Source organism: Peribacillus sp. FSL M8-0224 (assembly GCF_038003055.1).
Classification (GTDB): Bacteria; Bacillota; Bacilli; order Bacillales; family DSM-1321; genus Peribacillus; species Peribacillus frigoritolerans.
This window is the reverse complement of the sequence record NZ_JBBOOJ010000001.1, coordinates 4,316,202-4,328,584: the sequence shown is the minus strand read 5'-3', so window position 1 is coordinate 4,328,584 and position 12,383 is coordinate 4,316,202. Positions and strand designations below refer to the sequence as shown.

Genomic DNA, 12,383 nt, shown 5'->3' with positions numbered 1-12,383 from the left:
AGGCAGCTCTTTCTTTATGCAACTAAAGGGGCAGGATAGGGAAGGAAACAATTAGCTTAGGGAGAATAATATTTTGAGGTGACTTTAGATTGAAAAAATATGGTGTAGCAATTCTTTATCTAGTAGGAGGAGGATTATTTTTAGCAATTGGTTATTCAAGTTTTGCTCAAAATCTGCTAGAAGAGCTTACTACTCAAATGAATAATCCTGAATTGTTAATTGGATTTGGTTATATTTTTCTGATTGTTGGCATTATTCATTTCTTAATAAATAGTTTAAAAAGGAAATAACCGGCGGTTATTTTCTGGTATCTAACAAGCTCATAATGAAACAAAAGGGTGCACTACTTCTCTATGGGGCTGGAAATGGCTCCATTTCTTATGCAACTTTCGAGACAGGTTAGCATTCCTGTAGTTCGTTATTTTTCAGCTTTGAAAAAAATAGGGCTCCTCAGTAAGATATGAGTAAGACACCACTCAAACTCAAAACCTTAGGAGGAACCCTAATATGAAGTTTAAAATGCAAGATAAACAAAATCAACTAATAGAAAGAATTTCCGATAAACACCTTGTTGTTGGAGTGGATATTGCCCAACAATTACATGTGGCTAGAGCAGTGAATTTCCGTGGAATTGTAGTTGGAGATCCACTTGCATTTGAAAATAATGAAGATGGATTTGCTAGTTTATTAAAATGGATGGATAAGCTTCAAAGATTAAATAAACTGGAGGCAGCCATCGTGGGAATGGAACCTACAGGCCATTACTGGATTAATCTTTCAAAATGGCTATTTAAACAAGGAATTGAGGTAGTAACGGTAAACCCTCACTTAGTAAAAAGGAATAAAGAAAACCGTGATAATACTCAGTCGAAAAGTGATAAGAAAGATGCCCTGGTCATCGCTGATATGGTGAAGAACGGTTACTACACCTTTGTCAGGAACACTTCAGAATCATTTGAAATACTTAGGGTCCTTATGTCTAACCGTGATGTGGTAGTTAAACGACTCGTTAGCACTATTAATCAATTAAACCGTTGGGTGGATATTGTCTTTCCCGAACTCAGGCAAGTATTTAAAGACATTACTGCTAAAGGGGCAATCGCCACACTTCGTTTATTTCCATCTCCAATGGAACTGCGTTCCCTGAAACCTCATGATGTTGTTTCAGGTTGGAAATCAATAATGAAGAGGCAGCCTGGATTAAAGAAGGCTCAATTACTTCTTCAGTTAGCTAGGAAATCTGTCGGCACAAAACAAGCACTTGAAGCGTATAAATTTCATTTGGAACAATTATTAGAGGAGTATGATCTCGCAGTCTTACAACTCGAAAGAGTGGAACAGGAGGTTAAGGATGTATTAACACAAATACCTTTTGCCAAGAAGCTGCTTGCCATTAAGGGAATTAGTGAAATTTCTTTAGCCGGAATATTAGGTGAAGCAGGAGATCTAAGTGGTTTTTCACATGGTAATTCTTTACTTCGACACGCTGGGTTGCATCTGGCTGAAGCAAGCTCTGGAAAGTGGAAAGGCCAAATTGTCATCTCTAAACGAGGGCGATCTAGGCTAAGGCGTTTCCTTTACTTAGCCACCATGAGCCTTGTGATGAATAACACGGAATTTCGAGCCATTCACTCCCATAATGTTAAGGTGAAAAAAATGAAGAAAATGAAATCGATTATGAAATTGGTGGGTAAGCTAGCTAGGATATTGGTTGGAATAGCACGCAGAAACGAGTCTTATTGTGCAGATAAAGTTCAACCTATAACTGAAATGATTGCGTAGTTTTAAAGGGGGATTTTTTAATAGGGTTCTCGAAGGGAACCTTTAAAAACTAATGTTCATAGTTTTCTTTTTACTAATGTTGGCTTATTCGTAGGATCTCAAAAATGTACGGAGTACCAGATTACTTGAACAAAAGGGCACCGACCCATCAGGTTAGCATAACTGGCCTCCACCCCTTGGATAGGCATGACGAAGGAATGATAGGGCAATTGACCCGTTGAGACATGGGAGGGAAAGCCTCCAGGGGCGGCGTGGAGAATGTACATTATATGGTAAAATGTGGAGTGTTGTACAACTCCTTTATCACAGCAAATGATGATGAGTAGATTCAAATGGCTTAAACTATTTAACAGGATAAAGAAGCAATAAAGGAAAGAACTTTATCGTTTAATGTAATGTAACCTATGCTTATGTAAAACAGCAGATTTTAAAGAATGAAATCCAATACTCTTAAAGGAGATTGAGGTATGACGGAAATCTGGGAATCAAGTTTTATAGAAAATCATATGATGTGGGGATTTGAACCTTCAGACTCCGCAATCTTGACAAAGGACTTTTTCCTTGAAAAGAAAGTTAAGGATATATTGATTCCAGGTATTGGATATGGCAGAAATGCCAAGGTTTTTACGGACAACGGAATACATGTAACAGGTATCGAAATTTCAAAAACAGCGATAGAATTGGCAAGGCAAAATGGGCTTAATCTTAATATTTTTCATGGTTCAGTAACCGATATGCCTTTTGATAATAAACTTTATGATGGGATATTTTGTTATGCCCTTATTCACTTATTGAATAATCGTGAGAGAGAGAAGTTTATTAAAGCTTGCTATAATCAGTTAAAGCCAAATGGATATATGATTTTTACTGCTATTTCAAAAGAGGCCCCAATGTTTGGTAAGGGCAAACAACTGGGTAAAGACTATTTCGAGATAATGGAAGGGATGAAAATGTTTTTTTATGATTCCGACTCGATTAAACAAGAATTTGGAAATTATGGACTGGTAGAGTTTTCTGAAGTAGTTGAGCCGCATAAGAATGCGGAAAATAAACCTCCATTTAAATTTATAATGGTAAAATGTCAAAAAGGACTATGATACAAAATCATAAGATTAGACTCCAGAAGATCGTCATTAGTGGCGATCTTTTTCTTTTCATTTATTTGAAAGCGCACTGTAACCAAATTAATAGTAATAATATTTTATGAATTAGAAAAAAATAGGGTAAGGGAAGGAGGGAATGCGAATGTCTGTGAAAAAGTGGGTAACAGGATTGGTTGTTGTGCTTGCAACGGTTGTCGTTGTGACAACTCTAGGATCATTCGGCATATCTGCCGAATCTCGTGTTGTAACTCAGCCTGCGGTGAAATCGATTGAGGTCGAGTTGAACGATGATTTCTTTAATCCGGAAGTCATCACTATTCCAAGTGGAACAGCCACAACATTGATTTTGAAAAATAAAGGTAAGAAAGAGCACACCTTCACAGTGGAAAAGCTCGGAATTGACGCAGAGGTCCAGGCAGGTAAAGAAAAAACCATTACCGTGCAACCGAAACAGCCGGGTACATATGAACTGATATGCCGGTACCATTTCCAGGAAGGAATGGTTGGGAAAGTGATCGTCGAATAAAAGGCAGGGCCAAATATGGCCTTGTTTTTTTTTAGGCAAAGGAGAATGATTTTTCATTTCAGGATATGGGTGTTGGATCATTAATAATGGTTCCACCTCTAATGAATGGCAAATATAATGTATGGTAACGTATAAACCATTTAGAATGAGGTGGAAAGGTGTATTTTTTAAAACCTATTTCTGAAGAGGTCCGTTTATCTCAAATCATTTTCAATAAACATAAAAAAACGATGAAGCTCATTTTAGTGTCCATTTTTGCTTGTGTTTCTGCCATTCTACAGGCTGCTCCAGGCTTTTTACCAGGTATCGGATATTTTATAAGTCCGCTAGCCACTGCACCTATTCTGTTAGGTTCCATGTTTTCCATTCCATTTGGAGTGATGACCTACCTTTTGACAATTATGTTGTTATTCATCCTACAGCCAACTGAACTCATTGTATTTCCTTTTACAACTGGATTATTGGGTCTTGGCATAGGGACCTCTTTTTCCTTTTTTAGGAAGAGATTAAGTGTTATTGCTGTTGGTGCCATTCTTTTAATGTCAGGCATTATGAGTCTACTATTTATTTTTCACTTTCCGGTTTTAGGTCCAGCCGTGTCTGTTTCCTTTTCAGTTCTTATAACTGGCTTTTTATTAGCTTTGATTTATAGCTGGTTTTGGGTTGAAATGGCTTTAATCATTTTTAAACGATTAAAAGTGATTAAAGTTCAGTGAGTCCCCATCACTAAATCTAATTATCAAGATTAAGTAGAATTTGAAAGTTAGGGTTCAACGATTTCAAAAATCGTACCTTGGTTAAAATCAGTCACTTTCATAGAGCCATAAACCCCTAAATATAGTCTGGTTTGATCCAGGTTCGTTCCCAAATTAACATAATAAGCTGATTGAGACCCAAAATCATAATCGGTTTGTATTACACTAAAATCATTTTGTTGACCATTTGGTCTTATGGTGGTATAAGCTAAAGCCCCTCTTACCTTAGGTTGAGTTTCTTTCCGGGCAAGATCGGTAAACACAACGCTTCCTGTCAAAGCAGGGATTCTTTCCCCCATATAGGCTTGCACTCCTGTAATTGCAGTTCCACTAAACTTATCGGGTCTGGTATCTTCATGAAAATAACTAGTCAAAGGCTGAAGACGGATACCTGAAAGCGCAGCTGCTTCATTGTAATATGCAGTTGTTTTCTCATTCAAATCCGGATTTTCCGTGCACTTTCTTATAATCGAAGCAGGAAAAGCACCTTCCCAACCTCGCCAGCCAAAGTTAATAAATCCTTCTTTGTCAGAATCGGAATTCATGGAATAAGCTTGAATAAGCTGAGTAACCGGTATTGGTTTATACTGAACGAATGAATAAATCGACTCGACCAAACGCTGTCCGACATTTCCCGCATACTTAATATACTGATTATAAAATCTTTGAAATGAAATGCCTGGTATATTGCGCACCCCTTTGGCCATTACCATGAGCGTTTCCTGAATGGGTGTGGGAAGTTCATTAAAACGTGTGACAATGGGGGGATTATTGATGTATAGATTCTTGCCTACATCCATTTCGATTATTTTACCGGCGATTTCGAGATCATCCTGGCTTAAGTTAAATGGATCATAGCCTGATCCGCCATCTCCGGTTGTTAAAACAAGTTTTCCTGTTTCAGGTGAAAAGTTTAAACTATTGAACCCATTATGATTTTTAAATGGCCGTCTTAAGTTAAGTAATGTCCGTCGTTTTTGAGGTTGACCATTCGATTGTAAAATCCATTCTTCAATTGTATCAATATGATCATATTTAGTTTCTCTATCCCTCCACCTTAGGTTTAACGTTTTGGGATCACACGGGTCAGGCTTAAAAGATTCAGAAAGAGCACCTGGACCTTGTGTTCCTGCCACTGAATAATGAAGGTAAAACAGGCCGTTATAATAAAATTCGGGATGAAACGCTAGCCCCAGCAATCCCCGTTCATCATATCCGCCGCCAGAAGCACCTAGTTTTAGGATTCGCGGGCGAATATCTAAAAAAGTCCTTATATCTCCGTTTCCTATGTAAAAGATCTCTCCTACCTGGGTTGCAATAAATAATCTTTCAATGGAGTCACCCGGAAGTATAGTCGTTTTCAAAACAGTAGGTAAATTTATCTTACTTACAATGGGCCGTAAACCAACCTTCACTTTTATCAACTGATTTTGCCCCCCTTCTAATTGTTTTCTTTAATAAGAATATGATTAGAACTGTCCATTAGTACCAAATTAGGCAGGGGGAATCTGATAAGGCAATGCACTAATTTCGCACGAGCGTAAGTTATCTAAAGGGGTGCTTTACTTAACGGGGCTGTTTAAGATGAAAAACTAAAACCAATACTAAAATTGTCTGCAATTATTGGAGATGAATGAGTGTTGGGGTTATTCATGATGGAGCCTGATGATGGAAATAATAGAACAACATATGTATTTTGGCTTTCCCGATCAGGAATAGGTGCGATTGACAAGCAACCATAAAGTTGCTTATACTTGTTGACATGCAACTATAGAGTTGCTTATAATTGATGTATGTGGGATAAAGACGCTATATTCAAAGCACTCGGCGATTCGACCCGGCGGCTGATATTGGACGAACTATCTGAACGCAACGAGCTGACGTTGTATGAACTTACGGTACGTCTCATTACGAAGCACGACCTTGCCATTTCGCGACAGGCAATCGCTAAACATCTAGCAGCATTGGAAGATGCAGGACTCGTAAAATCAAAACGAAAGGGAAAATATCGAGTACTAATGTTCAACAACGAACCACTTAGAAACTTGCTGAAAGGATGGATAGAGTAATTTTATAAAATCGGAACAGGCTTCTGAAGAATGTGTGGGTTTTTCGGCTTGGAGCCAAATTGTTTGCAGAGCACCAACGTGGTAAATATTAAAGGAGGCAAAGGATTATGAAAATCATTGTTACCAGTTTATTCGTACAAGACCAAGACAAGGCACTGGAATTTTATTCAGAAAAGCTGGGATTTGTAAAAAAGCATGACATTCCCATGGGGAAATTCAGGTGGATTACGCTTGTTTCTCCCGATGCTCTTGACGGTACCGAGCTTTTACTCGAACCGAATGAGCATCCTGCCGCAAAGGAATATCAAAAGAAGATAGTAGCCGAAGGCATCCCAGCAACAATGTTTGGCGTTGCAGATATTCATCAAGAGTACAAACGGCTATTGGAAAACGGCGTGAAGTTTACGATGGAGCCGACAAAAATGGGAGAAAGCACAATAGCTGTCTTCGATGATACATGCGGCAACCTTATTCAGATAGTGCAGCAGTAACTTTATGTGAAATAGAGGTAAATTTGCCATCTTATAACCCTGTCCTAATTTTAGGACAGGGTTTTATATATTTTTGGGGTGTAAAAATAAATGCCAATGTTGTCATTCTCCAATAGAAATGTAACATTTTAAAAAAGTTCATAAATCGAAAAAATAACCCCGAAAGATCGGGGTTATTTTTTATTTACTTGACGTCCACTTTTTTTTGAGCTCTGTGAACTTGTGTTTCCAATTTGAAATTCATTACCTAGTTCAACATCATTTCTTTTATCCTGTTTCTCGATTTGCTTTCTCGTTTGATCCTTGTTTTGCATCCCTTGTTTAGACAATACGTATTCAACTCGCTTTCAATGTTATTGTTTTTAATATGCGCAAGTATAAGGAAAATACGTATTATTATTTAAAAAATAAAACAAATTAGGGTCCTTCAGCAAAAGAATTATAACAAAAATGCGTTTGCAAAAAAAATCTTAAATTTCCTGCAAATGACGATTTTCCTTGTCATGTCTTGAATTTAATTAGATCACCCTAACTCCAGACATTATAGCAGGCAGAAACTAATATGCTGTTATGGGAGGTGGTTTAATGGGCGGGATTTCAATTAGTTTATGCATGATTGTAAAGGATGAAGAAGACTCCCTTCCTAACTGTCTTGCTTCTGTTAGGGAACTGGTCGATGAAATGATTATCATTGATACAGGATCAGAAGATAACACAAAACAAAATGCCTCAGCCTTCACTGATCATGTTTAAAAGTAACTCCATATCACCAGCCATATCCTTTAAAGAAAGGTATGGCCTTTTTTTAGGACATGAACTTTTTGAATGTACTGTATGTGGATTGAGTATAGGTGCACGAATTTTAGTATGTGGCATATCATATCCTCAACCTTGTCCATACCCCTTTTGATAAGAAGTCTGGCTGCATGCCGTTATGCGCAGTGCTTGGGTTATTTGAGAAGAATAAGAAATAGTGATGCTTAATGCCTTATGGAATTAACGGGGCAGGATCGTCCTGTAGGTTGATTTTAGTCTGGGAATATTTAATAATGTTGGGGTATGAATTCGTTTATAAAAGGATGACTGTCATGAAAAAAGCAGAGGAAATAGCCTCCTAAATCAATAAAACACATTAGGAGGCGCTGTATATGAAATTCAATATAATTGATCGTGAAAATTGGGTTCGAAAAGAGTACTTTGAACACTATTTACAACAACAAACAACATTCAGTATAACGAATGAAATGAATATTACTGTTCTTATGGAAAACTTAAAGAAGAAGAATTATAAGTTATATCCCGCGTTTATTTTTATGGTTACAAAAATAGTTAATTCCCATCGAGAATTTAGAACCAGCTTTAACCAAGAAGGGAATTTAGGTTATTGGTCAGAAGTTTTGCCTTCTTATACAATTTTCGATAAGAAGACATCCACATTTTCTAGCATCTGGTCACCAAATGGAAGTAGGTTTTCTGAATTCCATTCCCAGTATGAAAAAGATGTAGAAGAATACAATGGTACGGGTTGTTTATTTCCGAAGACCCCTATACCAGATAATCATATTCCGATATCCATGATCCCTTGGAGTTCTTTTACAGCATTTAATTTAAATATTAATAATGGTGGCGATTTTCTCTTACCCATTATAACTGGGGGGAAATATTCACAAATAAAAGATGAATGGTTCTTGCCTGTTTCTTTGCAAATTCATCATGCAGTTTGTGATGGTTATCATGCAAGTGTTTTTATGAATGACCTCCAAAGGTTTGCTGATGAAAGTGCAGACTGGCTCTAGTTGTACATTGGGAAATTCTAAAAGAGTTCCTCAGAATGTAGACAAACTCGATGAAAATCGAGTTTGTCTACATTTTTTGCTTGTACAAATTTGGACGTTGATTGGAACGTAAGGCACTCGCTTTCCGCGGGCGGTCCGCCCTCGGCGCACTTGCGCCTGTGGGGTCTCCCTTGGACTCGCTATTCCCGCAGGAGTCTCGCACACCCGCTCCAATCAACTATGTTTAAAAATTTGGATAGAACTCCTTTTGCCTAAAGTCTTAGGAACTGTGAAAAACAGTTCCTTTTTTTTATAGAATTAAAAACAAAGGTTTGTGTAAAGGGTGCGTTAGTTCAATAAGTAGATATTTCTGATGTGGTATTATATGGATATAAGAATGACTTACTAATTTAAAGGGAGATGATTTAATGTCATTTAATATTTTGATACCAATTATTATAATGGGTCTTATAATTCTTTGCGGCTTTGGAATTTTCAAGATTGCCAAAATCATAAAAAGGTGAGGCTAGCCGGCGGCCATTACTTATGAAACTAAAGGGGCAGGATCGTTCCATAATCCAAATTGGAAAATGTTTTTTTTACTTGGACTAGAATTTTTAATTAAGCGATAAAACAAAAAAATCCCTACAATTAAGTAGGGGATGAATTTTAACTGGTGAGTTGTGTTAATTAGAATATGGCTTCACGCATTTTATGTGTTTCCGTTTTTTATATTTCGGGCATATAGCCTTTTTTGTTATGGATATATTTTTCCCAATTACTGTTCGGGTTACAGGTTCTTATCAAGAACCTTTCCTTGTACTATTAATATTTCAGAAATATAAGCTACTTCTTTATATTTTCCAATGCTCTATAAGCATTTGCTTCTCCTGAACCAAATAAAGCATCTTGTCCTTTCTTTCCATAGTCAAGAGTTGTTTGCTTAATGCGTGCGGTTACTTGGGCCGGTGTATATTCCGGATGAGCTGCCTTAATAACCCCTGCAATTCCAGCTACTTGAGGAGTGGCCATGGAAGTACCAGCATTAAACTCATATGAAGTACCTAAATAGGTAGGCCAAGTACTAAGAATTAAGTTACTTGGATCAGCCGCCGCAGGGTCATTGGTTTCTGCATATTCAGGCCCGTAATCTCCTCCGGGAGCTGCCACGTCAATGGCACTGTTTCCATAATTAGAGTAGAAAGCAAGCTGTTGAGTTGACCATTTTGTGGAGGCAGACACATTAATGACTCCTGGCATCTGTGCTGGTACCACGGTTGCAGGCCCTTTCACGCTCATTCCATATGGTTCATACAATTTATTTAAAAATTCGTTAACTTCCTTCTTGTCATCTAAATTTAAACTTTCATTACCACTGCCGGCCACTACAGTTACTCCATTCTTTACTGCATATTGAATGGCTCTCTTCCAAAGTAACGTTTCAGCGATTGATTTATAACTTTCTCCTTCAAATGTCATTTTGTTATTATTATAGAAACGTAGAGACATATTAATAACATCTACCTTGTCATTTGTTGCTGCAATGATTCCATCTATAATCCAAGTTGGTAATCCAAGGGCTTGCTCTGAGTATAATGCGCGGTAGGACCTGATTCCTAAATCCGGCCCTACACCCTTTACTTTACCATTTGCGCCAATGATCCCGGCAACGTGAGTGCCATGCCCATTGCGATCTTTAATATCAGTGGGATCCCCTGTTTCAGATTCATCCATTCCAGCAGGAACAAGGTTACGTCCGCCTAAATTATTATTCTTTAAGTCAGGATGAGACTCATCAATTCCGGTATCAATCACTCCCACCACTGCTTTATGAGTCATGCTGCCATCTTTATTTTTATATCCGCCTGTTTCTAAATCATATGATTTCCCATTGTTGGTCACCCTTTGTATATCCCATTGGGAGTCCCAATAACTCTCAGAATTTTGCTGGCTGATGATACTGGATCCATAGTTATAAGGGCTGACTGCTGTTTTGTCTAAGGTTAGGGGAATTTCTCTGTTAGCAGCTTCTATTGAGGAATTAGCTTTTAGGTTTTTAAGAAAAGAAGGCTCGTCAGATTGAGCTTCTATTCCTCCAACCTCTGGAAGGACTTTGGTTACTTTACCACCGGCTTTCCGTATTACCTCTTGATAATTCTCTGGTAATCCACCTTTAAAAGCTATTGCGTAAGAGTCATTTATCTCTTGATTTTGACTCTTAGCTTGGGCAGGAACATCACCAACGGAAAGTATCCCTGCTCCTACAGCAATCGAAAGTACCGTATGTAGAATTCTCTTTTTCATATGTCTCCTCCTATATAATGGAATATATTAACCATATACTATCTTAATATACAACAACTTAAATTCCAAGTTTTTCTAATTAATCTATTATTGAAATTGGCAGCTCTTTTTATTTATGAAATGATCGGGGCAGTCAGTTGAAGAAGGGAAAGGTTTTTTTTGTCTAGAATATGTCTAGTGAGAACTGTGAAAGGTGTAAAAACCCTGTGTCGCCAAAAGGTTTATATATTAATGCAATTCCAGTATCAATCAATCTATGAGGAGGGTTCAAATGGATAAGAGAGTTCAATTTGACTTTGAAATCAAGTTTACTAATGGCGGTGGGCTTCAAGGGCAGGAATTCCGCCTTGATATTGATGGAGATGACATCACTGACCAAGAGTTAGCCAAGTATATTGTAGAGGATATGAGGTTACTAATGGTTGGAGAAGTTAAGATATTTAATAAAAAGATCATTAATGAAAAACATAAACGAAAACCTGTTGATGAGAACTCCGGAAAGTAACAGGCTCTTCAGCTATCAAGTGCGTTTGTGATGATCGGAGCTGTCTTTAAGGCAGCTTTTTCTTTTGGAGATAAAGGGGCAGGATCGTTCAAGAAGGTATTGGTAAATCATTGACGAAAATATAAAGAGCTTAGTAAGAATTGCTTCTGATGAAAAACAGGAAAAATCTAGCTGCCAATAACTTTAGGGGGGAAAATATTGAAACAAACATTACTGATAATCGATGCTCAACAGGAATTAATAGAAGGTAATAAGGAAGAACAAGGAGTCTTTGAAAAAGAAAAAATCGTTACTAACATTAATGCTGTCATTGAAAAAGCGATAAAGGAAGATATCCCTGTTGTTTTTATAAGAGATTTAGATGTTTCACATGGTGAAGGACCTGGATTCCAGATACACAGGGATATTAAGGTGCCATCAACTGCTATCATATTTGATAAAGCTGCCACAAATTCGTTTTATGGCACTCCATTACACGAACATTTAAGTGAAAACAATGTAGACCATATTGTACTTGGCTACTCGAGAAGATAAGGAAGGGCCGAACAGATTAAGGAGGACGGATACTAGGCGTTAGTTATTCTGCGAAGAAGCAAACAATTCCGTATGATGGAAATTATTTGAAGGGAGAAGTGGTGAATAACATGTTCCTTAGAATTTTTCAATCGGTCCTCCATCGCTTGAAGAATTTCATCTTTGTTTATTCCACGAACAGTTAAAATAAAGGGAAAATCAAATCGATGGACATACTCTTTATTCATATCCAGCAAAAGCTCATATTCTACTTCTGATAGCTGACTCAATCCAGCAGTTTTTAGTTCACTCTGGGAAAATGAACTCATCGTTTTTCGTGTTCCTAAATGGGGGTGGGCCTGAATTAAGTTCAACTTTTCTTCCTCACTCGCTGTTTGGACAACGCTGACCATCCTCTCATAAAGCTACTCACAGGAACTAAAAGGACGAAACTCTCCTGCCCTATGGGCTACCCAAGGAGAGTGTTCAAATATGTCCTTTAACTTTTCCACAAACTCAGACAATGGAATTTCATTTAATGCATTCAAAGTTGCATGTAT

14 protein-coding genes are annotated in these 12,383 nt (G+C 37.6%); 11 read left to right on the top strand and 3 right to left on the bottom strand.

The genetic code is table 11. The features are described from left to right. The first annotated feature begins 89 nt into the window (after window positions 1–89). The 5 genes from MKX49_RS20855 to MKX49_RS20835 all read left to right on the top strand — a co-directional run bounded on the left by MKX49_RS20855 (window position 90) and on the right by MKX49_RS20835 (window position 4,127). Entirely contained in the window at window positions 90–290 is a 201-nt protein-coding gene (locus tag MKX49_RS20855) for a hypothetical protein (protein ID WP_323598363.1), read from the top strand. Window positions 291–507: 217 nt separating this feature from the next. Then, window positions 508–1,782 (top strand): IS110 family transposase, encoded by a 1,275-nt coding sequence (locus MKX49_RS20850; protein WP_340877620.1) that lies wholly within the window; start codon window positions 508–510, stop codon window positions 1,780–1,782. Window positions 1,783–2,249: 467 nt separating this feature from the next. Continuing rightward, entirely contained in the window at window positions 2,250–2,879 is a 630-nt protein-coding gene (locus MKX49_RS20845; protein WP_340877619.1) for a class I SAM-dependent methyltransferase, read from the top strand. A 148-nt stretch (window positions 2,880–3,027) separates the two neighbouring features. Further along, complete coding sequence (locus tag MKX49_RS20840) at window positions 3,028–3,411, top strand: cupredoxin domain-containing protein (protein ID WP_340877618.1); 384 nt, start codon at window positions 3,028–3,030, stop codon at window positions 3,409–3,411. Window positions 3,412–3,569: 158 nt separating this feature from the next. Beyond that, complete coding sequence (locus MKX49_RS20835; RefSeq protein ID WP_340877617.1) at window positions 3,570–4,127, top strand: hypothetical protein; 558 nt, start codon at window positions 3,570–3,572, stop codon at window positions 4,125–4,127. 47 nt (window positions 4,128–4,174) lie between these two features. On the opposite strand, the gene MKX49_RS20830 is transcribed toward MKX49_RS20835, so the two are convergent. After that, the gene (locus MKX49_RS20830; protein WP_340877616.1) at window positions 4,175–5,590 is read right to left on the bottom strand and encodes a PQQ-dependent sugar dehydrogenase; all 1,416 of its coding nucleotides are present in this window, start codon (window positions 5,588–5,590) and stop codon (window positions 4,175–4,177) included. Between the two features lie 369 nt (window positions 5,591–5,959). Between MKX49_RS20830 and MKX49_RS20825 the strand changes: the two genes are divergently transcribed. The 4 genes from MKX49_RS20825 (at window position 5,960) to catA (ending at window position 8,522) form a co-directional block, all read left to right on the top strand. After that, window positions 5,960–6,235, top strand: coding sequence for an ArsR/SmtB family transcription factor (locus MKX49_RS20825; RefSeq protein ID WP_340877615.1), 276 nt, complete (start codon window positions 5,960–5,962; stop codon window positions 6,233–6,235). A 107-nt stretch (window positions 6,236–6,342) separates the two neighbouring features. Further along, window positions 6,343–6,726 carry a VOC family protein gene (locus tag MKX49_RS20820; protein WP_340877614.1) on the top strand — a complete coding sequence of 128 codons (384 nt, stop codon included), beginning with the start codon at window positions 6,343–6,345 and terminating at the stop codon, window positions 6,724–6,726. A 585-nt stretch (window positions 6,727–7,311) separates the two neighbouring features. After that, window positions 7,312–7,479, top strand: a complete 168-nt coding sequence (locus tag MKX49_RS20815) for a glycosyltransferase (protein ID WP_082162802.1) — start codon at window positions 7,312–7,314, stop codon at window positions 7,477–7,479. Window positions 7,480–7,874: 395 nt separating this feature from the next. Then, entirely contained in the window at window positions 7,875–8,522 is a 648-nt protein-coding gene (gene catA / locus MKX49_RS20810; protein ID WP_340877612.1) for a type A chloramphenicol O-acetyltransferase, read from the top strand. Window positions 8,523–9,347: 825 nt separating this feature from the next. Here the strand turns inward: catA and MKX49_RS20805 are convergent. Further along, on the bottom strand, window positions 9,348–10,805 hold the full coding sequence (locus MKX49_RS20805; RefSeq protein ID WP_340877611.1) for a S8 family serine peptidase: 1,458 nt from the start codon (window positions 10,803–10,805) through the stop codon (window positions 9,348–9,350). Window positions 10,806–11,076: 271 nt separating this feature from the next. Between MKX49_RS20805 and MKX49_RS20800 the strand changes: the two genes are divergently transcribed. Together MKX49_RS20800 and MKX49_RS20795 are read left to right on the top strand one after the other, a co-directional pair. Continuing rightward, window positions 11,077–11,310, top strand: coding sequence for a hypothetical protein (locus MKX49_RS20800; RefSeq protein ID WP_034304346.1), 234 nt, complete (start codon window positions 11,077–11,079; stop codon window positions 11,308–11,310). A gap of 198 nt (window positions 11,311–11,508) precedes the next feature. Then, on the top strand, window positions 11,509–11,844 hold the full coding sequence (locus MKX49_RS20795) for an isochorismatase family protein (RefSeq protein ID WP_323598354.1): 336 nt from the start codon (window positions 11,509–11,511) through the stop codon (window positions 11,842–11,844). Window positions 11,845–11,876: 32 nt separating this feature from the next. On the opposite strand, the gene uraD is transcribed toward MKX49_RS20795, so the two are convergent. Continuing rightward, window positions 11,877–12,236 (bottom strand): 2-oxo-4-hydroxy-4-carboxy-5-ureidoimidazoline decarboxylase, encoded by a 360-nt coding sequence (gene uraD / locus MKX49_RS20790; protein WP_340877609.1) that lies wholly within the window; start codon window positions 12,234–12,236, stop codon window positions 11,877–11,879. Window positions 12,237–12,383 lie beyond the last annotated feature (147 nt).